Source organism: Devosia sp. A369 (assembly GCF_054489345.1).
Map to the genome: position 1 here is coordinate 15,001 of NZ_JBTMWV010000003.1, position 23,373 is coordinate 38,373.

A 23,373-nucleotide genomic window follows, 5' to 3' on the forward strand; every position below is an offset into this window, starting at 1 on the left:
CGATGAGCCGGGTTATAGGGGCAATTTTTGCGGCTGTAACCCCCCAAAACGACAAAACTGTCATTTTCCAATTTTTTCGCCGCAGCCCATGTGGAAAACTCGACTGAGTCACCAGTGATTACAGGGGTGAGCGCCCGGACCCCTGATTTAGGAATTTTCGCAGGTTTTTCAAGGGCTCCGCAGATCCGGCGCTTTCCGGGCCCCGGCAACCGAAAAACCCGATTCTGCGCCCCTATTGGAGTGCCCTTTATAGAAGCCCTCCCAAAACGCAGTGTCATCCCGGCGAAAGCCTGGGGGACATCGGGGGGATGGGATGGGACCGCGCTGCACCCGCCCCGTCCCCGCTCTCCCAACCCACGCCCAAACAATCCCGGGCCCAAAAGTGCGCCGTCTCCTCTCATCCGTGGCCGCCAGCAGCCCTGACTCGCAGTTTCGCCGCATTTTGCTTAGATACGGCCTGAGGATTGATATAGACTCCGCGCACGTATGTGAGCGCGTAGCGCGGGTTCGAGTTAACCGGCCGCAAGACCGGACAGGAAAACAGCCATGACACATCAAGGTACGGGGCGTTGAACGCAGCGCAAAGAAATCGCCATGCGGCGCTGCTCAAGGCCACCGGGTTCGAAGACTGCCCCGCGCTGACCGTGCAATCCACCGATGGTGAAATCCCCCATGGGCGCGAGCTCAGTTTCGCCTGGCTGACCGGCACGGTGATGACCGGCCTGACCAGCGTGCTGCTGATGGGCGCCGCGCTCTATGTCTCCTTCCAGGGGCAGGACACCTTCTCGACCGCTTATGAAGCGCTGCAGCTGTCGCGCCCCAAGACCGAAGCGCTGACGCCCACCGATCTGTCGGCCAAATCCTCCCGCCTGCGTCCGGTGACCGCCACCCGCTCCGACCTCGAGATCATCGAAGCCTCGATCCGCGAGACCGTCGATGGCCGCGACATGATCCGCAACCAGCCCTTCGTGCGCATCCGCGCCACGCTGGCCACCGCCCCGACCTCATTGTCCGAGGGCGTGCCGAATTACGATCCGGTGGCGATTCTCAACGCCACCCAGCCGATCGCCGCCACCGCCAGCAATATCGACATCAATACCGACGTCTATGGCGCCGAAGTCGAAGGCGAGGTCGCCGTCCAGCTGGCCGCCATGCCGATGACCTTCGTGCCGCCGCGCGCCATCTCCGATCAGTCGGCCGCCGAATATGTGCGCAGCGTGGTGGAAGCCACCTTCTTTAGTGAAGATCCCACGGCCCCGACCCTGGCCTATGCCGCGCTCGGCCCGAGCGTGCGCGATCTGGGCCTGCTGCCGGGTAACGGCACCTTGGGCGGCATTGCCGAAAACGTCACCGTCATGCCCAAGACGACTTTGGCCGCCGACGCCGAGCTGGGCCGCTCCGAGCGCATCCTCACCGTCAAGGAGCGCACCGCGCTCAACGAAGTGCTGCGCCGCAACGGCTTTACCGATGCGATGATCGCCGCTATCGACGCGACGCTGCAAAACGTCTTCCCCTCCACCGAATTGCCGGCCGGCGCGCGCCTGCGCATCCTGTTCGGGCCGTCGCGCACCTCCAAGACGCTCATTCCCTATCGCATGAGCATCTATCTGCATGACAACGCCAGCAACACCGACGTGCATCGCGCCACCGTGGCGCTGACCGACAAGGGTCAATATGTGCTCGGTCTGGCCCCGGCCGAGATCGAGTTCCCCGAGGAAGACACCGAAGAGGTCAACGTCGCCAATCTGCCGAGCGTCTATCGCTCGATCTGGGAAACCGGCCGCAAGCACGACCTCGACGACCCCACCATCGAACGCATCATCGGCATGTTCGCCTATGAAGTGGACATGACCAAGAAGATCGCTGCCGGCGATTCCATCGAAATTCTGGAAACCGCGCCCGATGCCGAGGGTCGCACCGACCTGCTCTATGTCGGACTGACGCTGGGCAGCACGACGCGCCAGCTCTATCGCTTCGGCACCAGCGACGGCGTTATCGATTTTTACGACGCCGATGGTGAAACCGGGAAGCGCTTCCTCACCCGCCGGCCGCTCGAAGGCGGCGGCACGCTGCGCTCGCGCTTCGGCTACCGCATCCACCCCATCTTCAAGACGCGGCGCCTGCATACCGGCGCCGATCTGGCCGCCCCCTCCGGCACCCCGATTTACGCCGCCGGCGATGGCGTCATCCAATATTACAAGTGGCAGTCCGGCTACGGCAACAAGGTCGAGATCAGCCACGTCAACGGCTACGAAACCGCCTATGGCCACATGTCGCGCTATGTCGACGGCCTCAGCGTCGGCAGCCATGTGCGCCAGGGCCAGATCATCGGCTATGTCGGCTCCACCGGCCAGTCGACCGGCCCGCATCTGCATTTCGAAATCAAGATCAACGGCAATCTGGTCGATCCGCTCAGCGTCAAGCTGCCCAAGGACAATGTGCTGGCCCAGCGCTATGAAGGCCAGTTCGCCGAGACCATGGCCCAGATCAACGACCTGATGGCCCGCGACCCCGCCCCGGTCACCGTCGCCCAAGCCCCGACGCCTTAAGGCGTCGGGCCACTACTCTCGTTTCAGCCACATGGCCGCCCCACCCACGATGTCATCCCGGCCTTGAGCCGGGACCCATCCTGAGATGCCTGCAAAAATCATCCAAATTTGGCCAACCGTCATTGCCGGGCTTGTCCCGGCAATCCAGCGCTGGCCCAACATCCTGGACCACCCGGACAAGCCGGGTGGTGACGGTGTGGAAATCCCACCGGCGTCATTTCGAGGTGGCCCAGGCCTAAAATTGTTGCGACCCTATTGGCCCATCCAACCTCTGCACCCCTCACCCTAACCCTCTCCCCTGAAGGGGCGAGGGGATTTGGCCGGTGGGTAGACAACTATGGTGCCACTTGCACAAAGCTGTCCCCTCGCCCCTCAGGGGAGAGGGTTAGGGTGAGGGGTGCACAAGTCAGGGCGATCGACGCATCCAAGCGCCACCCGCGATGTCATCCCGGCCTTGAGCCGGGACCCATCCTGAGATGCCTGCAACGGCCCATCCAAATTTGGCCAACCGTCATTGCCGGGCTTGTCCCGGCAATCCAGCGATAGCCCAACATCCCCGGACCACCCTGGACCACCCGGGTGGTGACGGTGTGGAGGGAGCCGCGGCGCCTATCCTCCAAGCGACCCAGGCAACCGCCGCTCCAGCGTGAACCACGCCACCGCCGCCGACACCAGGCTCAGCCCCGCCGTAATGTAAGCAATGCTCGCAAACGCCGCGTCAGTCGCCGCCAGCCGCAGCGCCTCTTCGTCCGCGCTCAGCCCCGCCGCCGGTAACCCAAAAAAGATTGGCAATTCCGCTGCACTGCCCAGCGCCTGTTCGAACACCGGCGCGATCACCGCCCCCAGCAGCGCCACCGCCAGCAGCCCGGCCACCCGCGCCACCGCATTATTGACCCCCGAGGCAATGCCGGTATCGCCATCGGCGACCGAGATCATCACCGCCGTCGATAGCGGCGACACCACCAGCCCCATGCCCAGGCCAAGCAGCGCAATGCAGGGCATCACCGCCTGCCACACATCATGGCGCGGCGCCGTCAGGCCCAACCCCGCAAAAGCCGCCGCCACCAGCAGCGAGCCCAAGGCAATCAGCGGCCCCGGCCCGAACCGATCGGCCCATTTGCCGCTGAACGACGACAAGGCGGTCAACAGCACGCCCATCGGCAATAGCGCCAGCGACACCGTGGCCGGCGTTTCCCCCCAGCCGCCAATCATGGTCATCGGCAGATAGAACATGGTGCCGCCCAGCGCGAAATACAGCGCAAAGGTCAGCGCATTGGCGCCGGAAAAGCCGATATCGCTGAACAGCCGCAGCGGCAGCATCGGGCTCTTGGCCCGCCGTTCCCAGAACAGAAAGCCCACGGCCAGCACCAGCCCGCCACCGCACCACATTATCGTATGCGATAGCGGCGGCGTGCTCTCGCTGCCATCGCCGGTCAGCCCGTAGGCAATGCCCATCAGCGCCAAAGTCGCCAATATCGCGCCCACCCCGTCGAGACGCCGCCCGGCTTCGGGACGATCCGGCGCCACCTTCAGCCACAGCAGCGCCAGGGCCACGGCACCCAGCGGCAGGTTGATGGCAAACACCAGCCGCCAGCTCCACTCGCCCAATCCGGTCAGCACAAAGCCGCCAATGATCGGCCCGGCAATGGAGGTCAGCGACGCCGCCGTGGCCCAGATGCCAATGGCCCAGCCCCGCTCCTCGCGCGGATAGGCCTTGGCGATAATCGCCAGACTCCCCGGCACCATGAAGGCGGCGCCCATGCCCTGCACCGCCCGCGCGATCACCAGCACCAGCGGCGTCGGCGCCAAAGCGCAGACCATCGAGGCGGCGACAAACACTGCAATGCCGAGGCCAAATATCTTGCGCAGGCCAAAACGGTCGCCCGCCGCGCCGCCCAGCAGGATCAGCGCCGACAGGAACAGCAGATAGCCATTGCTCACCCATTGCGCGTCGGCCAGCGTCGCGCCGAGATTGGCCCGAATGGCCGGAATGGCGATGGAAATCACCGAGCCGTCGATGAAACCCATGCTCGACGCCAGAATCGCCGCCACCAGCACGAAAATGCGGCTTTGCGGGGCGGCGATATCCTGGGTCATGACGGGTCCGGGGCTCGATTTGGCGTTAGCCTATTCCCGCGCTGTCCACACCGCCATCTCGTTTCCACCCGGCTCGCGAAAATGAAACCGCCTGCCGCCGGGAAAATCGAACTGCGCCTGAGTAATCACCCCGCCCGCCGCCAAGACGCGCCGCTCGGCATCATCGAGATCATCGGTCCGCACGATGGCCATGGTCGCGGCAACCTTGCCTGAAGCCTGATCCACCCCGCCATCGATGCCGGCGTCGCTCAGCCCATCATAGTCGGGTCCGTAACTGACAATGCCCCAGCCGAAAGCCGCCTGAAAAAACGCGCTGCTCGCCGCCCGATTGGTCGAGGGGAATTCCACATAGTCGATCTTGTCAGCCATCGGTCTGCTCCAAATTATTGTTCGCTCTTTGTTCTAAATCAAACCGCATGAAAACCGCAAGAAAAATGCCAGCATGCTGGCAGCAAACCGGCAGCTTGCTGCCAGAAAAAAGGGCCGATCTTGCGACCGGCCCTTTGTCGATTTACGCGGCTTCCGCGACCCCGCCCGGCAGCAGCACGATGCCATCGTCATTGGCATCGATCACCACCCGGCTGCCGTCGGTCACCTGGCCGCTGAGGATTTCATCAGCCAACCCGTCCTGCACATGGCGCTGGATCACCCGCTTCAACGGGCGGGCGCCATAGGCCGGATCATAGCCTTCATTGCCCAGCCACTCGCGGGCCCGCGGCGTCAGCTCAAGCGTGATCTCGCGATCCTTGAGCAGCTGCTGCAACCGCCCGAACTGGATATCGACGATGGAGCCCATATGCTCGCGGCCCAACCGGTGGAACAGCAGGATCTCGTCGACGCGGTTGAGAAATTCCGGGCGGAACGCGGCTTTCACCATGTCGAGCACCTTGCCGCGCACCAGCTCCACCGACTCGCCGTCCTTGAGGTCGACCAGATATTCCGAGCCCAGATTGGAGGTCAGGATGATCACCGTATTGCGGAAATCCACCGTCCGCCCCTGCCCGTCGGTCAGCCGCCCGTCATCGAGCACCTGCAACAAGACGTTGAACACGTCCGGATGCGCCTTCTCGATTTCGTCGAACAGCACCACCTGATAGGGCCGGCGCCGCACCGCTTCGGTCAACACGCCGCCTTCGTCATAGCCGACATAGCCCGGAGGCGCGCCGATCAGCCGGGCCACCGAGTGCTTTTCCATGAACTCGCTCATGTCGAGCCGCACCATGGCGGTCTCGTCATCGAACAGGAACTGGGCCAGCGTCTTGGTCAGCTCGGTCTTGCCGACGCCGGTCGGCCCGAGGAACATGAACGAGCCGATCGGGCGATGCGGGTCCTGCAAGCCGGCCCGCGACCGGCGCACGGCCTTGGCCACCGCCGCCACCGCTTCGGACTGGCCGATCACCCGGGCGCCCAGCGCCTCTTCCATCTTGAGCAGCTTTTCGCGCTCGCCTTCGAGCATCCGATCCACCGGAATGCCGGTCCAGCGGCTGACCACACCAGCGATATCGCTGGGCGTCACCACTTCGGCCGCCATCACCGGATCGGCGCCATCGACGCCATTGGTTTCCGCCGATTTGATGCGCTTTTCCAGATCGGGAATGACGCCATAGGCCAGCTCGCCGGCCTTGGCCAGATCGCCCTGGCGCTGCGCGATTTCCAGCTGACTGCGCGCCGCATCCAGCTCTTCCTTGAGCTTCTGGCTGCCCTGCAGGCGTTCCTTTTCCGCCAGCCACTTGGCCGACATCACCTGCGCCTGCTCTTCGAGCGTCGCCAGTTCATTCTCCAGCCGGTCGAGCCTGGTCTTGGAGCCGTCATCATCTTCCTTGCGCAGCGCCTCGCGCTCGATCTTGAGCTGCATGATGCGGCGATCAAGTTCGTCCAGCGCTTCGGGCTTGGAGTCGACGGCCATGCGCAGCCGCGCCGCCGCTTCGTCCATCAGATCGATGGCCTTGTCGGGCAGGAAGCGGTCGGTGATGTAGCGGCTCGACAGCGTCGCCGCACTCACCAGCGCCGAGTCGGAAATCCGAATGCCATGATGCAGCTCGTATTTTTCCTTGAGCCCGCGCAGGATCGAAATCGTATCTTCCACCGTCGGCTCATCGACAAATACCGGCTGGAACCGCCGCGCCAAAGCCGCGTCCTTTTCCACATGCTTGCGATATTCATCCAGCGTCGTCGCGCCAACGCAATGCAGCTCACCGCGCGCCAAAGCGGGCTTGAGCAGATTGGACGCGTCCATCGCGCCATCCGCCTTGCCGGCGCCGACCAGTGTGTGCATCTCGTCGATGAACAGGATGATCTGCCCCTCGGCGGCGGTGACTTCGCTCAGCACGGCTTTCAGCCGCTCTTCGAACTCACCACGATATTTCGCGCCGGCAATCAAGCTGCCCATGTCGAGCGACAGCAGCGCCTTGTTCTTCAGCGATTCCGGCACGTCGCCATTGACGATACGGATCGCCAGCCCCTCGGCGATGGCGGTCTTGCCAACGCCGGGTTCGCCGATCAGTACCGGGTTGTTCTTGGTGCGCCGGCTCAGCACCTGGATGGTGCGGCGGATTTCCTCGTCGCGGCCGATCACCGGATCAAGCTTGCCCTCGCGCACATCCTGGGTCAGGTCGCGCGCATATTTCTTCAGCGCGTCATAGCTGTTCTCGGCCGAGGCGGAATCAGCAGTGCGGCCCTTGCGGATCGCCTCGATTGCGGCGTTCAGCGTCTGCGGCGTCACCCCGGACGACGACAGGATTTTGCCCGCGTCACTATCCTTCTCGACCACCAAGGCCAGCAGCAAGCGCTCGACGGTGACAAACGAGTCGCCGGCCTTCTGCGCCGCGCTTTCGGCGGTGTCGAACACCCGCGCCAATTCGCGGCTCAGATAAAGCTGCGAACCGTCGCCGGATACGGACGGAATTTTGTTCAGCGCTGCCTCGACGGCTGCGCGCGCGCCCTTGGGGTCGCCCCCGGCGCGTTCGATCAAGCCATTGGCCATGCCCTGATCATCGTCCAGCAGCACCTTGAGCAGATGGATCGGCGCAAATTGCTGATGGCCCTTGCCCAGGGCGTAGGTCTGCGCACTCTGGATAAAGCCGCGCGCCCGCTCGGTATATTTCTCGATATTCATGCAACTCTCCTGATCTCGCCCTCGGCCCGGCCCATCAAGGCACCAAAGCACACGGCGGAAGCGTCGAATGATGGAACGCCCGACCTGGCGGCACGGCTCCATCACAGAGCTATATGGGGAGTGATCCTGGAGGATAAAGGGGCGCGCCGCCACATCCGCATCGGCTCGGGCAGGCCCCAAGAAAAAGGCCGGACATTGCTGCCCGGCCTCTTTAAATCTTATTCCGCAGCACTCGTGGTGCCGGCGGTCAGGAAGGCCGGCAATTCGCCGACATCGGGCTGATCCGCCCCGGCGAGATCGCCGCCATCACCACCTGCTGGGCGGCGACGACGGGGCCGACGCTCGCGTGGCTTGCGGGCTTCGCCCTCTTCGGCCACAGCCTCGACGGCAGGCGCCTCGGCGCTGGCCTCGACCGGCGCAGCCTCGACGACGGCAGCAGCGGCTTCGCCTTCAACCCGCTCGGGGCGCGGCTGACGCTCAGGCCGCTCGCGGCGCTGCTGGCGTTCGCCTTCCGGGCGCTCACGCGACGGGCGCGGTTCGCGGGGCTGCTGCTGCTGTTGCGGCTGCTCACCTTCGCCCTGCTCATCGCCATCACCCTGCACATATTGCTGCTGCGGCTGGGGCTGCGGCGACGAGAAGCGCGAGTTCATCTCGGGCATATCGTCATCGAAATCAGCGTCGTCCTGGCCTTCAGGGCGAATGCCGCTCTGGGCCTGCTGGGCGCTGGAGACGATGCGGAAATAATGTTCGGCGTGCTGGAGATAGTTCTCCGCCATCACCGAGTCACCGCTCGATTGCGCATCGCGCGCCAGCTGCAGATATTTCTCGGCGACGTGGGCGGCATTGCCGCGCACCTTCACGTCAGGACCGTTGCTCTCAAAATTGCGGGACAACGGATTAACGTGCTTGCGCCCACCATTACGGCTGCGCTGCCGGTTCTTGTTATTCTGGTTGTTGGGTCTCATCTGGTCGCTTTATCTAACTCTAGAAAAATAAGCGTCACACTGCTGGCGGGCCGGCTTGCTGCCTGGTCGGGCCAGTCCCTGGCGAAGCATTCCGCTTCGGGCATGGGGCTCTATCTGGCTTCATGAAGACCGAAACCGTCATCCGGCGGCAGCACCAAGTTCCGAACCTGTCCCGCGTCGTTCCAGCTCTGCCGGAACCGCGCTGCCTATGCAGCCTGGGGGATTGTCGGGTGGCTTGTCGCCGTGGCGCTCATGAAGCGCCGTTGACAGCACAGTCAAACTATAACGTTCGCGGCGGATTTGCCAGCATTAATTGCGCGATGTCCACCGCAGCACCGACGAATACCCTATAGATGGTGCGCCTCGACCACACGGTCAAGCCGATTGAGGTCACGATGCACCGTCACCGCCTCAAAGCCGGCCTCGAGAAACAATGCGCTGACGCTGGCGCCCTGATCATAGCCGATCTCGACCAGCACCCGCCCATCGGGCGTGAGCCAATGCTGCGCCTCACTGGCAATGACGCGATACGGCGCCAGCCCATCCGGCCCGCCATCCAGCGCCAGACGCGGATCGAAATCGCGCACTTCGGGGGCAAGGGTCTCGACGATAGAAGAGGTGATGTAAGGTGGGTTGGAGGTGATGACATCGAAACCCCACCTCTCCCCTGAGGGGAGAGGTCGACCCGTGGGGTCGGGTGAGGGGTTCAGATTTTGGGCTTGAGCCGAGAGGGTGAACCCCTCACCCCAACCCTCTCCCCTCAGGGGAGAGGGAGTCAGCGCCTCAAACCAGCTGCCCTGCCGAAACGCAATCCGCTCCGACACCGCATGCCGCTTGGCATTGGCCCGCGCCGCGTCCAGCGCCTCGGCGCTGAGATCCGTCGCCACCGCGCTCGCATCGCTCTGGCTGGCCAACACGGCAATCGGAATGCAGCCCGTCCCGGTACCCATATCGAGCAGGCGACCACCGGCCGGCAGCGCGCCGAGCGCCAGTTCGACCAGCAATTCCGTCTCCGGCCGTGGCTCCAGCGTGGCGCTGTTGAGGCTGAAACCCAGGCCGTAAAATTCGCGTTCGCCAATGATGCGCGCCACCGACTCGCCGGTCATGCGGCGCTGCAGTAGTTCGGCCACCCGCATGGCCGCCGCGTCATCAACCGGCTCATTCTCCCTCGTCGCCAGTTCCAGCGCACTCAGCCCCAACGCGTGGCCGGTCAGCAATTTGGCGTCACGCGCGGCGCTCTCGAAACCCTGCCGGCCAAGCACATCGCGCCAGCCCCGCCACAGCGCACCGATAGTTGGCGACAGGCTCAGTTACCCGTCTCCAGCGCCGCCAGCTGTTCGGCCTGGCTGGTGGTGATCAGCGCCTCGATCAGCTCATCCAGCGCTTCGCCGGCAATCACCTTGTCGAGCTTATACAGCGTCAGATTGATGCGGTGGTCGGTCACCCGGCCCTGCGGGAAATTATAGGTGCGGATGCGTTCCGAGCGGTCGCCCGAGCCGACCTGCCCCTTGCGCTCGGCCGAACGGGCGCTGTCGCGCTCCTCGCGCTGCATTTCATAGAGCCGCGAGCGCAGCACGATCATCGCCTGCGCCCGGTTCTGGTGCTGGCTCTTCATCGCCGAGGTCACGACCAGACCAGACGGAATATGGGTGATGCGTACCGCCGAGTCGGTGGTGTTGACGTGCTGGCCGCCGGCGCCCGACGCCCGCATCGTGTCGATGCGGATATCTTCGTTGCGGATTTCGATGTCGATGTCTTCCACTTCCGGCAGCACCGCCACGGTGGCCGCCGAAGTGTGAATGCGGCCCGACCCTTCAGTCTCGGGAACCCGCTGCACCCGATGCACACCGCTCTCGAATTTCAGCCGCGCATAGACGCCCTTGCCGGAGATATTGGCGATGATTTCTTTGAAGCCGCCCATTTCGCCGGCGCTTTCTTCCATGATGGAAACCTTCCAGCCATGGTTGGCGGCATAGCGCTCATACATGCGGAACAGGTCGCCGGCGAACAAAGCTGCTTCATCGCCGCCGGTGCCGCCGCGGATTTCGAGAATGATCGACTTTTCGTCGGCTTCGTCCTTGGGCAGCAGCAGGACGCGGACCGCCTGGAACAGATCCTCGAGCTTTTCGTCGAGTTCCTCGATTTCGGCCTCGGCCATTTCGGCCATTTCCTTGTCGCCGCTCTTGAGCAGCGCCTCGGCTTCGGCCCGGTCGCTCAGCGCCTTGTTATAGGCGCGGATCTCGCCGACGATGGGCGCCAGCTCGGCATGTTCCTTGGAGAATTTGACGAACTCATCCGGCCCCGCCCCGCCCGACAAAGCCGCTTCGACATACTGAAACCGCGTCTCGAGCGCGTCGAGCTTGTCCTGGGGAAGAGATGCCATGGGTCGGGTCTTTCAAGTCTGGAGCAGGCACGCTTTAGGGATATCGCGGACAGATCGCAAGGGTTGGCATGATATCGCCCTCCCACAGATCGTCACCCTCGGGCTTGACCCGAGGGCTCTGTACTTTGGGAATGACCGCCAAGTGTAGTGCCCTCGGGTCAAGCCCGAGGGTGACGATTCAGCTTTAGGCAACGCCCATCTCAAACCGGCAAATTCTGCTTTTCGATCCACTCTTGCAGCAGCTGCCGGATCGTCACGCCATCCGCGCCATCGCTGAGGGCAGCGCCCACGGCGAGCTGGATCGGCTTGAGATCGAGATTGAGCACCAGTTCCTTGATCGGCCCGATCGAGGCCGGCCCCATCGACAGCCGTGTCATTCCGATCGCCATCAGCGCCAGCGCTTCGAGCGGCTTGCCCGCCAACTCGCCGCACATGGTGATCGGCACATTATAGCGCCGCGCCGCATCGACCACGAGGCGGATGGCGCGCAGGCGCGGCATGCCGATGGGATCATAGGTCTTGGCGACGCGCGGATTGGCGCGATCCGAAGCGGTAAGGAACTGCACCAGATCGTTGGAGCCGATGGAAACGAAATCGGCCTGCGGCAGCAACTGATCCAGTTCGAACAGCAGCGAGGGCACTTCCACCATCACCCCCAGTTCGAGCCGGCTCGGCAGTGGCTTGCCGGCGCGGCGCTGCCGCTCGACTTCCTTCTGCACCACCATCTTGGTCTGGGTGAATTCAAAGGTCTCGGTGACCATCGGCACCAGAATCTTCAGCGGCCTTCCATTGGCCGCCATCAGCAGCGCCCTGATCTGCGTGCGCAGCAGCCCCGGCCGTTCCAGCCCCAGCCGGATCGAGCGGAACCCCATGGCCGGGTTTTCCTCGGTCGTTGAACGCTGGTAGGGCAGCACCTTGTCGCCGCCGATATCGAGCAGGCGGAACACCACCGGCCGGTCGCCGGCAATCGCCATGGCCTCGGCATAGAGCTCCATCTGCTCGCCCAGCTTGGGCAACTTGCTGGCAATCATGAACTGCAATTCGGTGCGGAACAGCCCGACCCCGGCGGCGCCGGTATCGTCCAGCATCGGCAGATCGGCCACCAGCCCCGAATTATGCAGCAGGGTGATATTGACGCCATCCTTGGTGATGGAGGGCTTGTCCTTGAGCGCGGCGTAATGCGCCCGGCGCTTGGCCGAGACCCGCACCTTGTCGACATAGCTCTGTTCAATCTCGGGCGTTGGCCGCAAATGCACCACCCCGGCCGCGCCGTCGAGAATGATGTTGTCGCCGCTCTCGGACATCGAGACGATTGATTCGGCCTGCCCCACCGCCACCATGCCCAGCGAACGCGCCACGATGGCCACATGCGCCGTGGTGCCGCCCTCTTCGAGCACGATGCCGCGCAGCTTGGTGCGGTCATATTCCAGCAGTTCCGCCGGCCCCATATTGCGGGCCACCAGAATGGCATTGTCGGGCAGGTTCTTGCGCCCGATGGCCCCGCCATTGCCGGTCAGCACCCGCAACAGCCGATTGGCCAGATCGTCGAGATCATGCAGCCGGTCGCGGATATAGGGATCCGTCTGGCGCATCATCCGCGCGCGGGTATCGTTCTGCACCCGCTCGACCGCCGCTTCCGCCGACAAGCCATTGTCGATGGCTTCGGTCAGCCGGTGCACCCAGCCCCGGTCATTGGCGAACATGCGATAAGTTTCGAGAATTTCCCGATGATCGGTGCCACCCACCATGTCGCCATGGTCGAGCATGGCGTCGATGGAGACGCGCATCTTTTCCAGCGCCGCTTCCAGCCGCAGCTTTTCCGCGTCGGTATCCTCGGCGATGAAATTGGACACCACGACGCGCGGATCATGCAGCACCACCGTGCCCAAAGCGATGCCATCGGTAAAACTGACGCCGGTGAACATGCGAGGCCGCCTGAGGTCGATATCGGACCCCGGCTTGATCAGATTGTCGAAATCCGAGGTGGCGATCATCTCAGCCAGAATTGTGGCCGTAGTCAGCATCGCCTCGGTTTCATCCTCGCCATAATGCCGGCGCTCGGCATTCTGCACCACCAGCACGCCCAGCGTCTGGCCAGCCCGCAGCACCGGCACGCCGAGGAAGGAATTATAGCGCTCTTCGCCGGTTTCCGGGCGATAGGCAAAGCCGGGATGGTTGGGCGCATCGTCAAGGCTGAGCGGCTCGGCTTCGGCCGCGATCAGCCCGACCAGGCCCTCACCCAGCCGCAGCGTGGTCATATGCACCGATTCGGCGGCCAGCCCCTTGGTGGCGAACAGCTCGAGCGCGCCATCGTCACGCAGCACATAGAACGAGCAGACATCGGCCCGCATATTGTCAGCGATCAGGCCTACGATCTTGTCGAGTCGGGCCTGCGAAGCCAGCGGCTCCGCCATCGTCTCGCGCAATTGCCGCAGCAGCACCCGTGGGCCGCCTATGGTCATGGCCATCTGCCTCTATAGACGGCCCGCAAGCCGCCCCCCTTTGTCGAGGACGCGGCCCACTCCCCCCTTGGCGGGGCTCAGGCGTCCTTCTTGTCCAACCCGTAATAAGTATGGAGGGCGCGAACCGCAAGCTCGGCATATTGCTCGTCGATCAACACCGAGGTCTTGATTTCCGAAGTGGTGATCAACTGGATGTTGATGCCCTTGTCGGCCAGCGCCTTGAACATCGAGGAGGCGACACCCGCATGGCTGCGCATGCCCACGCCCACAACCGAGACCTTTGCCCCGCCCTTGGAGCCGCTGATGCGCGCATATTCGATGCGGCTGCCGGCATCTTCCAGCGTCTTGATGGCCCGGTCATACTCGCTGTCCGGTACCGTAAATGTGATGTCGGTGGTGGCGCCATCATCGGCAATATTCTGCACGATCATGTCGACGATAATGCCCTGATCGGCCAGCGTGCCGAAAATGGCCGCCGCGACACCCGGATTGTCCTTGACGTCGCGCAGGGTGATCTTGGCTTCTGCCTTGGCGAGCGTCACGCCCGAAACGATCTGCTTTTCCACGATCTCATCCTCATCGCAAACCAATGTACCGGGCACACCCGGCGTTCCGTCAGGCGCCACCTGCGGCGCATCGGGGTCGTCAAAACTCGAGCGCACCACCAGCGGCACCTTATAGGCCATCGCCATCTCGACCGAGCGGATCATCAGCACCTTGGCGCCGAGCGAGGCCATTTCCAGCATTTCCTCAAAGGAAATCCGGGTCATGCGCTGCGCCTTGCTCACGATACGCGGGTCGGTCGTGTAAACGCCGTCCACATCGGTATAGATATCGCAACGGTCGGCCTTGATCGAGGCCGCCACCGCCACCGCCGACGTATCCGAACCACCGCGACCCAGCGTCGTCACCCGGCCACTGGGGGAAATGCCCTGGAAGCCGGTGATCACCGGCACCCAGCCATCATTGAGCCGCTTGTTGAGTTCGGTCGGATCGATTTCGGTGATCCGCGCCGCGCCATGCGCGCCATCGGTCTTGATCGGCACCTGCCAGCCCGAAAACGAGCGTGACTGGATGCCCATCTCGCTGAGCACGATGGCCATCAGCCCGGCTGTCACCTGCTCGCCCGACGCCACGACGGCGTCATATTCGCGGGCGTCATGCAGCGGACTGGCTTCATTGACCCAGCCGACCAGTTCATTGGTTTTGCCCGACATGGCCGAAACCACGACAACCACCTGGTTGCCGGCTTCGACTTCGCGCTTCACATGCCGCGCGGACTGGCGGATACGTTCGATGCTGGCAACCGAAGTGCCCCCGAACTTGACGACGATACGGGCCAATTGCTTCCCCGGACTTCCACCGAACCCGGCGGTACGCTTGATGTTGCGCGTGCAATGCCACAAAGGCGGCCCGCGATCAACACGCATCGCAGCCGCAGCGACGATCTGCGACCTCGCGTGCCTTGCCTCAGCCATGCTGGCACGTTCATATGACGGACCAACGGAGCCGCGCCATGACCGCCACCACCATCAACGACGCCGAAATCGCCAAATTCACCGCGATGGCCGAGGAATGGTGGGATCCGACCGGTAAATTCAAGCCGCTGCATAAATTCGGCCCGGTCCGCCTCGGCTTCATCCGCGAGCATCTGCTCGCCCATTTCGGTCTTGATGGCACCGGCATGCGCCCCTTCGAGGGTCTGACAATTCTTGATGTCGGCTGCGGCGGCGGGCTGCTCTGCGAACCGCTGGCCCGGCTGGGCGCCACCGTCACCGGCATTGACGCTGCTGAACGCAACATCGCCATCGCCCGCCTCCATGCCGAGCAATCCGGGCTTCCCATCGATTATCGCGCCACCACCAGCGAGGCCGTCGCCGCCGCCGGCGAGCGTTTCGACATGGTGCTCAACATGGAAGTGGTGGAGCATGTCGACAATGTCCCGCTCTATATGAAGAGCTGCGCCGATCTGGTGAAGCCGGGCGGGCTGATGCTGACCGCCACGCTCAACCGCACCGCCCGCGCCTGGGCGCTGGCGGTGATCGGCGCCGAACGCGTGCTGCGCTGGCTGCCCAAGGGCACCCATGACTGGAACAAATTCCTGACGCCCGAAGAAATTGCAGTGCTGCTGATCCGCAACGGCCTCAAGGTCACCGACCAGACCGGCGTGGTGTTCCACCCGCTGGCCGATGAATGGCGCAAGTCGCGCGACATGGCGATCAACTACATGGTGATGGCCGAAAAGCCGGCTGCCTGAGGCCCCTATCGCGGCGTCACGGCGCGTTATAGCCTGCGGGACCAAGCGCCCCGGAGCCTTCATGCGCCTCACCCAGATTGCCGTCGCCTTTGTTCTCGTTACCGCGCCCGCCCTGGCCCAGAGCGAGGAGGCGATCCTCGCGCAGATCGAAAGCCTGCATGGCGACTCGACAGCTTTTGGCGAAGCCTTCAGCACGCTGCAGGACGCCTTTCTGTTCGACAATCCCGCCGCCTTGGCTGACCTCGTCTTCTATCCGCTCGATGTGGAAGCCAATGGCGAGCTGTATGAAATCACCGAACCGCAGGAGCTGATCGACAATTTCGACACCCTGCTGACGCCAGACACCATCAGCGCCCTGTCCAGCCAGGACTTTTCCGACCTCATCGTCACCAGCGACGGCGTCGGCTTCGGCAATGGCGCGCTGTGGATGACCCTGGTCTGCCTCGACGTTTCCTGCGCCGACACCCAATGGGGCATCATCCGCATCAATAATTGAGCGGCGCCCTGCCGCCTTGATGTCATCCCCGCAGCCCCTCAAAAATGCGGTGTCACCCCGGACTTGAGCCGGGGCCCATCCCCAGATCGTCCCGCCGCCGCAAGGTCGATCAATTTCACCTCGATGTCCGTACCCCACCCCCTCCCGGCCTCCCCCATCATGGGGGAGGTGTCAGATCGAGCTTGAGGCACGATCACGCCCACGAGTGGAGCGATACCTCCCCCTTGATGGGGGAGGCTAGGAGGAGGTGGAGCCAAACGCACCATGCCCTCAACTTATCCCTCTTATCCCCGCCCCCAAAACCTCCTGCATACTCCCCCCATCTCTCCGGGATACGGGCGGCGCTGCAGCGACCGGTGTCCGGGGCGACGGTCGGGAGGGTGGAGGTCGCGCTCCGCCCTGGGCTGTGCGGATGGGGCATTCGGGCAGGGGGCTACGGTTCCATGCTGGGGCTTCGGTCTGCCTTCCGAGAAAAACCCGACGCCCCGAGGCGGTTTCGTCTCACTTTTTTACTACCTCACGAGGCGAAAGCCACCTCGGGGCTCCGCTCGTTTCGACCATGGCATTTCCGCCGCAATCGTACCGTACGGTACGGTACGTTTTGATTGATACCTGTCTGTAATGGGTCTAATGTGGCCGGCAACATTGCCAGGCGACCTTGCGCCCGACTTCTGAGGATATGTCCATGCCAGTCTATCGTTCCCGTACCACCACTCATGGCCGCAACATGGCCGGCGCGCGTGGCCTCTGGCGCGCGACGGGTATGAAGAACAGCGATTTCGGCAAGCCGATCATCGCCGTGGTGAACTCGTTCACCCAATTCGTGCCCGGCCACGTCCATCTCAAAGATCTGGGCCAGCTCGTGGCCCGTGAAATCGAGGCGGCCGGTGGCGTCGCCAAGGAATTCAACACCATCGCGGTCGATGACGGCATCGCCATGGGTCACGACGGCATGCTGTATTCGCTGCCCAGCCGCGACCTGATCGCCGACTCGGTGGAATACATGGTCAACGCCCACTGCGCCGACGCCATGGTCTGCATCTCCAACTGCGACAAGATCACCCCCGGCATGCTCAATGCCGCCATGCGCATCAACATCCCGGTGGTGTTCGTCTCCGGCGGGCCGATGGAAGCCGGCAAGGCCATGCTCAAGGGCAAGCTGCAGGCGCTCGATCTGGTCGACGCCATGGTGATGGCCGCCGACGAAAACTATTCCGACGAAGAAGTGCAGGCCGTCGAAGAAGCCGCCTGCCCCACCTGCGGCTCCTGCTCGGGCATGTTCACCGCCAACTCGATGAACTGCCTCACCGAAGCCCTGGGCCTGTCGCTGCCCGGCAACGGCTCGACCCTGGCCACCCACTCGGACCGCAAGCATCTGTTCGAGGAAGCCGGCCGCACCATCGTCGCCATCACCAAGCGTTGGTACGAGCAGGACGATGCCTCGGTGCTCCCGCGCAACATCGCCACCAAGGCGGCGTTTGAAAACGCCATGACGCTCGACATCGCCATGGGCGGCTCGACCAATACCGTGCTGCACATTCTGGCCGCCGCTCATGAAGGCGAAATCGACTTCACCATGGACGATATCGACGCCCTGTCGCGCCGCGTCCCGGTGCTGTGCAAGGTCGCCCCGGCCAAGGCCGACGTGCATATGGAAGACGTCCACCGCGCCGGCGGCATCATGTCGATCCTCGGCCAGCTCGACCGTGCCGGCCTGATCAACCGTTCCGAGCCCACCATTCACGCGCCGACGCTGGGCGATGCGCTCGACCACTGGGACATCTCGCGCACCAATTCGGAAGACGTGCGCAATTTCTTCATGGCCGCCCCCGGCGGCGTGCGCACCACGCAGGCGTTTTCGCAGTCCAACCGCTGGGCCGAACTCGACCTCGACCGCCAGAACGGCGCCATCCGCTCGGCCGAATACGCCTTCTCCAAGGATGGCGGCTTGGCCGTGCTGTCGGGCAATATCGCCATCGATGGCTGCATAGTGAAGACCGCCGGCGTCGACGAATCCATTCTCAAATTCACCGGCAAGGCCCGCGTGTTCGAGAGCCAGGACGACTCGGTCAAGGCGATTTTGGCCAATGAGATCAAGGAAGGCGACGTGCTGGTGATCCGTTACGAAGGCCCGCGCGGTGGCCCCGGCATGCAGGAAATGCTGTATCCGACCAGCTACCTCAAATCCAAGGGCCTCGGCAAAGCCTGCGCCCTGCTGACTGATGGTCGCTTCTCCGGCGGCACATCGGGCCTTTCCATCGGCCACGTGTCCCCCGAAGCGGCCGAAGGCGGCACCATTGGCCTCGTCCGTGAAGGCGATACCATCGAGATCGACATCCCCAACCGCAGCATCACGCTGCTGGTCAGCGATGACGAGCTGGTGCAGCGCCGCCACGACCAGGATCAGCTCGGCTGGAAGCCGGCGCATCCGCGTAAGCGCAACGTCACGCAGGCCCTGCGTGCCTACGCCGCCTTCGCCACCTCCGCTGCTCGCGGCGCGGTGCGCGACCTCGGCGCACTGGATAAGTGACCGGGAAAAATTGATTGACGACAATCGCGTGACAAGTCTGGCGCCAGCATGCTAGACGGGCGCCAGCCAATCAGCGGTCTGCCAAGATTGCTGATTGGTTAGGTTCGATAGCGGGGATTCCACCCTCCCTATCGAACCGACCTAAAACCCCCAGACATCGTTATCAGCGACCCAGCAGCTGCTGTCTTACGAGACGACCGTGATCTTCTCGGCGGCCCGGGTAATGCCGGTATAAAGCCAGCGCGCGCGTTCCTCGCGGAACACAAAGCTCTCATCAAACAGATAGACATTGTCCCACTGGCTGCCCTGCGCCTTATGCACGGTCAGGCAGTAGCCAAAGGTGAATTCGTCAAATTGCCGGCGCTCGGGCCAGCTCATCGCATCTTCCTCGCCTGAGAAAAACGCCTTATGCGTCAGCACCTTGGCCTCGCCCTTGCCCTCATCGGCGCCGAGCAAGAGCGACCACTTGCCATTGCTGCGGCGGGTCGCCTCGGTGACGATCCAGATCTGGCCATTGAGCAGCTTCTTGCGCGGATTATTGCGCAGGCAGACCATGCGGTCGCCCAGCACCGGCTCATGAAACGGCAAGCCCTTCAGCTCGCGCAGCCGGTCATTATATTGCAGCCGCGTCTTGTTGCGGCCCACCAGCACCTGATCGGCTTCCAGCACCGCATTGCGATCGACATTGTCGCGCCCCACCACAATGGAATCGCCATAGGTGCCGCGCTCGAGGAAGCCGCCCTCACGCACCTGCATCGACAAATGAATGATCGGATTATCCGCCGCCTGCCGGTGGATTTCGGTGAGCATCACATCGGGCTCTTCGGCGGTGAAAAACCCCGCCCCCTGCACCGGCGGCAGCTGGAACGGATCGCCCAGCACCAACACCTTGACGCCAAAGCTCAACAGATCTCGGCCCAACTGCTCATCGACCATCGAGACTTCATCGATAACGATCAGATCGGCATCGGCGGCCGGGCTTTCGCCATCCAGCACGAAGCGCGGCTCGCCGTCCTTCTCGCTGACCAAAGTATAGATCAGGCTATGGATGGTCTGCGCGCCCTTGCAGCCACGTTTGCGCATCACCAAAGCTGCCTTGCCGGTGAAGGCGGCAAACTTCACCGAGCGCACGTCCTGCGCCAGATGCACCGCCAGCGTCGACTTGCCGGTACCGGCCCAGCCGAAGAGCCGGAACACCTGCGGCCCATTGCGATCCTTGAGCCAATCGGACACGGCTTTCAGCGCCGCATCCTGCTGGGGAGACCAGACCGGCATCAGACGATCGAGGTCCTGACAGTGCCGATCCCGGCAATGGCGCCTTCCAGCACGTCGCCGCGCACCACCGCGCCGACCCCGGCCGGCGTACCGGTCATGATCAGGTCGCCGGCCCGCAAGGTGACGAACTGGCTGAGAAACGCGATGGCCTCGCTGACAGTCCAGATCTGGTCAGCCAGATCGCCGCGCTGCCGCTCGACGCCGTTGACCGACAGGGTGATAGCCCCGCTGTCGGGGTGGCCAATGGAGGCAGCGGGTTCGATGCTGCCGATGGGAGCCGAGGCATCAAACCCCTTGGCCATCGCCCATGGTCGCCCAGCCTGCTTGGCCTGGGCCTGCAGATCGCGCCGGGTCATGTCGAGCCCGACGGCGTAGCCATAGACATGGTCCAGCGCATCGGCTTCGGCGATATCGGCGCCATCCTTGCCGATGGCGACGACCAGCTCGATTTCATGATGGAAATCACTGGTCTGCGGCGGATAGGGGATCGCCGCGCCACCGACCACGACGGCGTCGGTCGGCTTGCCGAAAAAGAACGGCGGCTCGCGGGTGTCATTGCCCATTTCGACAATGTGCTCGGCATAATTGCGGCCGACGCAATAGATGCGGCGCACGGCAAACAGCCCGCCCCGGGCAATCGGCACCGAAATCGGCGCATAGGGTTCGAACAGAAAATCAGCCACGCTTGAACTCCTCGGCATAGGGGGCGATCAGATCGAGATCGATCTGGCCCAGCCGATCCTGTGCGGTAAACGATTGGTGCCAATAGGGATAGAGCAGCGGCGGCTGGCTGGCCGCGTCGAGCTGCGCCCGCTCGTCGGCGGTGAGCTTGAGATTGGCCGCAGCCAGATTATCCTGGAACTGCGCCTCATTGCGCCCGCCGATGATCACCGAGGTCACCCCCGGCCGCCCCAGCAGCCAGGCCAGCGCCACCTGCGCCCCCGACACGCCGCGCGCATCGGCAACGGCCACCAGCGCGTCGATGATGGTGTAGAACTTGTCCCAGTCATAGACCGGCGGCTCGCGGAAACCGCCGACATGGCGACCGGCTTTCGGCCCGCCATCGCGGCGATATTTACCCGACAGCAGCCCACCGGCCAGCGGCGACCAGATCAGCATGCCAAGGCCCTGATCCCGGGTGATCGGCACCAGCTCATATTCGGCTTCGCGCGAATGCAGCGTGTAGTGGATCTGCTGGGAAATGAAGCGCTGGCCATGGCGCTTGTCGGCAGCGGCGAGCGCCTTGCTGATATGCCAGCCCGAATAATTGGAACAGCCGATATAGCGGACCTTGCCCTGCTGCACGAGCGTATCGAGCGCCTCCATCGTCTCCTCGATGGGGGTCTGCCCGTCCCATTCCTGCACCTGATAGAGATCGATGACATCGGTCTGCAAGCGGCGCAGGCTGGCTTCGGCCTGGGCAATGATGTGGTGCCGGCTGAGGCCGGTCTCATTGGGCCCATTGCCCATCTTGAAGCGCACCTTGGTGCCGATCAGCGTGCGCTGGCGGCGACCATTCTCGCTCAGCGCCACCCCGATCATCTCCTCGGAGACGCCGGCATTATAGACATTGGCGGTGTCGAGCAGATTGATCCCGGCATCGAGGCACAGATCGATCTGGCGCGTCGCATCGGCCTGTTCGGTATGGCCGACGCGTTCCGAGCCACCGAAGGTCATGGTGCCCATGGTCAGCGTCGAGACCTTGAGGCCCGAGCGTCCCAGATAACGGTATTCCATCGGCTTTCCTCCTAGGATCGGCTGGCGATAGGGCTAAAGCGCATTGAGAGTCGGGTCAATGGAGCCGGCATGGAGGTGATGACGCCTTGGAAGAAGGCTGCTACAGCACGCCATCATCTTGAAAGCCCTTCCCGTGCGGCCCCAATCCGTTCTGTTCTCCGTCGCTCTCGTCACTCTCGGCATGGTGTTCACCCAGACCGGGGCCTCCTTCGCCAAGCAGCTGTTTCCCGCCATCGGCCCCGCCGGGGCGACAACGCTACGGCTGGTATTGGCCGCCTTGGTGCTGGTGCTGATCTTCCGGCCGTGGCGGCAAAAGCTCGACGCCCGCCAGTGGCGCGCCGTGCTGGCCTATGGCGGCGCCATGGGGGCGATGAACCTGTTCTTCTATGCAGCGCTGACCAGCATTCCACTCGGGGTAGCGGTAGCGCTCGAATTCACCGGCCCCTTGGCGGTGGCGCTGTTCGGCGCCCGCAAGCCGCTCGACTTTGCCTGGATCGCGCTGGCGGTGGCGGGCCTCGCCATGCTGCTGCCGTTGGGCCAATCCAGCGGCGAAATCGGCATTGTCGGGGTGCTGCTGGCGCTGGCGGCGGGCGGCTGCTGGGCCGGCTATATCATTTTCGGCCAACGCGCCGGCACCGGCGGTGGTCCCCATATCACCGCACTGGGCGTTTCCATCGCCGCCATCATCGCCCTGCCCTTCGGCGTGGCGACGGCGGGCACCGCCCTGCTCGATCCGGGCCTCCTGCCGCTGGCGCTGGCCGTGGCACTGATGTCGAGCGCCATCCCTTATGCCCTCGATATGGTGGCGCTGCCCCATATTCCCTCGCGCCTGTTCGGCATTCTGATGAGCGGCCAGCCGGCGCTCGGGGCGCTGTCAGGCTTTGTAATTCTGAGCGAAACCCTGAGCCCATGGCAGGGTGCCGGCATCACTGCCATCATCGTCGCCTCGCTGGGGGCGACGGTGACCATTGCCCGCTCGCCCCCACCACCGGTGGCGTAAGGCGCAAAAAAACTCTCCCCCCAATCTCGGATTGAGTCATAATCCCCCGCCGCCACCCGGACGAGGGATGCCCCAAAATGCTCTATGCCGTGCTCTGCTATAATGACGAAAAAGCCGTCGCCACCTGGAGCCAGGAAGAGGACGACGCCTGCATGGCGCGCCTGGCTCTGGTGGAAGAGGGCATGAAGGCCAAGGGCAAGCTCGGCCCCGTGGCGCGACTGCTGCCCACCAGCAAGGCCACCACCCTGCGCAAGACCTCGGGCGAGCCGCTGATCATCGATGGTCCGTTTGCCGAAACCAAGGAACAGTTTCTCGGTTTTTTCGTCGCCGATTGCGAAACGCTGGATGACGCCATCGCCTTTGCCAAGGATCTGTCGGTCGCCAATCCAGGCCTCGGCGCCTATGAAATCCGCCCGCTGGCGCTATATCACCCCAGCGCCTTGCTGGACGGCGACGCAAAATAGCCGCTGTCGAAGCGGCACCTGCTGGTTCGTCGTGACATGCAAC

General features: G+C 63.7%; 17 protein-coding genes. 6 read left to right on the forward strand and 11 right to left on the reverse strand.

Features of this window, described 5'->3' with window-relative positions; genetic code table 11:
* The first annotated feature begins 569 nt into the window (after nucleotides 1-569).
* Nucleotides 570-2,549 carry a M23 family metallopeptidase gene (locus ACX3OZ_RS05305; RefSeq protein WP_459093739.1) on the forward strand — a complete coding sequence of 660 codons (1,980 nt, stop codon included), beginning with the start codon at nucleotides 570-572 and terminating at the stop codon, nucleotides 2,547-2,549.
* A gap of 609 nt (nucleotides 2,550-3,158) precedes the next feature.
* On the opposite strand, the gene ACX3OZ_RS05310 is transcribed toward ACX3OZ_RS05305, so the two are convergent.
* The 8 genes from ACX3OZ_RS05310 to ACX3OZ_RS05345 all read right to left on the reverse strand — a co-directional run bounded on the left by ACX3OZ_RS05310 (nucleotide 3,159) and on the right by ACX3OZ_RS05345 (nucleotide 14,914).
* A complete protein-coding gene (locus tag ACX3OZ_RS05310; protein ID WP_459093740.1) occupies nucleotides 3,159-4,646 on the reverse strand; it encodes an MFS transporter in 1,488 nt (495 codons plus the stop codon).
* A gap of 30 nt (nucleotides 4,647-4,676) precedes the next feature.
* Nucleotides 4,677-5,015, reverse strand: coding sequence for a VOC family protein (locus ACX3OZ_RS05315; protein ID WP_459093741.1), 339 nt, complete (start codon nucleotides 5,013-5,015; stop codon nucleotides 4,677-4,679).
* Nucleotides 5,016-5,157: 142 nt separating this feature from the next.
* The gene (clpB, locus tag ACX3OZ_RS05320) at nucleotides 5,158-7,761 is read right to left on the reverse strand and encodes an ATP-dependent chaperone ClpB (RefSeq protein WP_459093742.1); all 2,604 of its coding nucleotides are present in this window, start codon (nucleotides 7,759-7,761) and stop codon (nucleotides 5,158-5,160) included.
* 218 nt (nucleotides 7,762-7,979) lie between these two features.
* Nucleotides 7,980-8,726 (reverse strand): DUF4167 domain-containing protein, encoded by a 747-nt coding sequence (locus ACX3OZ_RS05325; RefSeq protein WP_459103972.1) that lies wholly within the window; start codon nucleotides 8,724-8,726, stop codon nucleotides 7,980-7,982.
* 347 nt (nucleotides 8,727-9,073) lie between these two features.
* The gene (locus ACX3OZ_RS05330; protein WP_459094776.1) at nucleotides 9,074-10,036 is read right to left on the reverse strand and encodes a N5-glutamine methyltransferase family protein; all 963 of its coding nucleotides are present in this window, start codon (nucleotides 10,034-10,036) and stop codon (nucleotides 9,074-9,076) included.
* Complete coding sequence (gene prfA / locus ACX3OZ_RS05335; RefSeq protein ID WP_459093744.1) at nucleotides 10,033-11,109, reverse strand: peptide chain release factor 1; 1,077 nt, start codon at nucleotides 11,107-11,109, stop codon at nucleotides 10,033-10,035. Before prfA ends, ACX3OZ_RS05330 begins: the two co-directional genes overlap by 4 nt.
* 200 nt (nucleotides 11,110-11,309) lie before the next feature.
* Nucleotides 11,310-13,577 (reverse strand): phosphoenolpyruvate--protein phosphotransferase, encoded by a 2,268-nt coding sequence (ptsP, locus tag ACX3OZ_RS05340; protein WP_459093745.1) that lies wholly within the window; start codon nucleotides 13,575-13,577, stop codon nucleotides 11,310-11,312.
* A 71-nt stretch (nucleotides 13,578-13,648) separates the two neighbouring features.
* Nucleotides 13,649-14,914 (reverse strand): aspartate kinase, encoded by a 1,266-nt coding sequence (locus tag ACX3OZ_RS05345; protein ID WP_459093746.1) that lies wholly within the window; start codon nucleotides 14,912-14,914, stop codon nucleotides 13,649-13,651.
* A 173-nt stretch (nucleotides 14,915-15,087) separates the two neighbouring features.
* On the opposite strand from ACX3OZ_RS05345, the gene ubiG reads away from it, so the two are divergent.
* The 3 genes from ubiG (at nucleotide 15,088) to ilvD (ending at nucleotide 18,854) form a co-directional block, all read left to right on the forward strand.
* The gene (gene ubiG, locus ACX3OZ_RS05350; RefSeq protein WP_459093747.1) at nucleotides 15,088-15,828 is read left to right on the forward strand and encodes a bifunctional 2-polyprenyl-6-hydroxyphenol methylase/3-demethylubiquinol 3-O-methyltransferase UbiG; all 741 of its coding nucleotides are present in this window, start codon (nucleotides 15,088-15,090) and stop codon (nucleotides 15,826-15,828) included.
* A 61-nt stretch (nucleotides 15,829-15,889) separates the two neighbouring features.
* Complete coding sequence (locus ACX3OZ_RS05355; RefSeq protein WP_459093748.1) at nucleotides 15,890-16,324, forward strand: hypothetical protein; 435 nt, start codon at nucleotides 15,890-15,892, stop codon at nucleotides 16,322-16,324.
* A gap of 685 nt (nucleotides 16,325-17,009) precedes the next feature.
* Nucleotides 17,010-18,854 (forward strand): dihydroxy-acid dehydratase, encoded by a 1,845-nt coding sequence (gene ilvD, locus ACX3OZ_RS05360; RefSeq protein ID WP_459093749.1) that lies wholly within the window; start codon nucleotides 17,010-17,012, stop codon nucleotides 18,852-18,854.
* Between the two features lie 186 nt (nucleotides 18,855-19,040).
* Here the strand turns inward: ilvD and ACX3OZ_RS05365 are convergent, their stop codons facing one another.
* The 3 genes from ACX3OZ_RS05365 to ACX3OZ_RS05375 are packed head-to-tail and all read right to left on the reverse strand — an operon-like array spanning nucleotide 19,041 to nucleotide 21,866.
* A complete protein-coding gene (locus tag ACX3OZ_RS05365; RefSeq protein ID WP_459093750.1) occupies nucleotides 19,041-20,129 on the reverse strand; it encodes an ATP-dependent DNA helicase in 1,089 nt (362 codons plus the stop codon).
* Complete coding sequence (locus tag ACX3OZ_RS05370; RefSeq protein WP_459093751.1) at nucleotides 20,129-20,812, reverse strand: fumarylacetoacetate hydrolase family protein; 684 nt, start codon at nucleotides 20,810-20,812, stop codon at nucleotides 20,129-20,131. The genes ACX3OZ_RS05365 and ACX3OZ_RS05370 overlap by 1 nt, the downstream gene beginning before the upstream one ends.
* A complete protein-coding gene (locus tag ACX3OZ_RS05375) occupies nucleotides 20,805-21,866 on the reverse strand; it encodes an aldo/keto reductase (RefSeq protein WP_459103973.1) in 1,062 nt (353 codons plus the stop codon). The genes ACX3OZ_RS05370 and ACX3OZ_RS05375 overlap by 8 nt, the downstream gene beginning before the upstream one ends.
* 133 nt (nucleotides 21,867-21,999) lie before the next feature.
* Between ACX3OZ_RS05375 and ACX3OZ_RS05380 the strand changes: the two genes are divergently transcribed.
* Entirely contained in the window at nucleotides 22,000-22,866 is an 867-nt protein-coding gene (locus tag ACX3OZ_RS05380; RefSeq protein ID WP_459103974.1) for an EamA family transporter, read from the forward strand.
* 77 nt (nucleotides 22,867-22,943) lie between these two features.
* Nucleotides 22,944-23,330, forward strand: coding sequence for a YciI family protein (locus ACX3OZ_RS05385; protein WP_459093754.1), 387 nt, complete (start codon nucleotides 22,944-22,946; stop codon nucleotides 23,328-23,330).
* The last annotated feature ends 43 nt before the right edge of the window (nucleotides 23,331-23,373 follow it).

What these genes read in the sequence shown, in the direction of transcription:
- ACX3OZ_RS05375 (WP_459103973.1), bottom strand. Translation starts at nt 21,866, where the DNA reads ATGGAATACCGTTATCTGGGACGCTCGGGCCTCAAGGTCTCGACGCTG.
- ACX3OZ_RS05365 (WP_459093750.1), bottom strand. Translation starts at nt 20,129, where the DNA reads ATGCCGGTCTGGTCTCCCCAGCAGGATGCGGCGCTGAAAGCCGTGTCC.
- clpB (WP_459093742.1), bottom strand. Translation starts at nt 7,761, where the DNA reads ATGAATATCGAGAAATATACCGAGCGGGCGCGCGGCTTTATCCAGAGT.
- ptsP (WP_459093745.1), bottom strand. Translation starts at nt 13,577, where the DNA reads ATGGCCATGACCATAGGCGGCCCACGGGTGCTGCTGCGGCAATTGCGC.
- ACX3OZ_RS05325 (WP_459103972.1), bottom strand. Translation starts at nt 8,726, where the DNA reads ATGAGACCCAACAACCAGAATAACAAGAACCGGCAGCGCAGCCGTAAT.
- ilvD (WP_459093749.1), top strand. Translation starts at nt 17,010, where the DNA reads ATGCCAGTCTATCGTTCCCGTACCACCACTCATGGCCGCAACATGGCC.
- ACX3OZ_RS05385 (WP_459093754.1), top strand. Translation starts at nt 22,944, where the DNA reads ATGCTCTATGCCGTGCTCTGCTATAATGACGAAAAAGCCGTCGCCACC.
- ACX3OZ_RS05310 (WP_459093740.1), bottom strand. Translation starts at nt 4,646, where the DNA reads ATGACCCAGGATATCGCCGCCCCGCAAAGCCGCATTTTCGTGCTGGTG.
- ACX3OZ_RS05315 (WP_459093741.1), bottom strand. Translation starts at nt 5,015, where the DNA reads ATGGCTGACAAGATCGACTATGTGGAATTCCCCTCGACCAATCGGGCG.
- prfA (WP_459093744.1), bottom strand. Translation starts at nt 11,109, where the DNA reads ATGGCATCTCTTCCCCAGGACAAGCTCGACGCGCTCGAGACGCGGTTT.
- ubiG (WP_459093747.1), top strand. Translation starts at nt 15,088, where the DNA reads ATGACCGCCACCACCATCAACGACGCCGAAATCGCCAAATTCACCGCG.
- ACX3OZ_RS05355 (WP_459093748.1), top strand. Translation starts at nt 15,890, where the DNA reads ATGCGCCTCACCCAGATTGCCGTCGCCTTTGTTCTCGTTACCGCGCCC.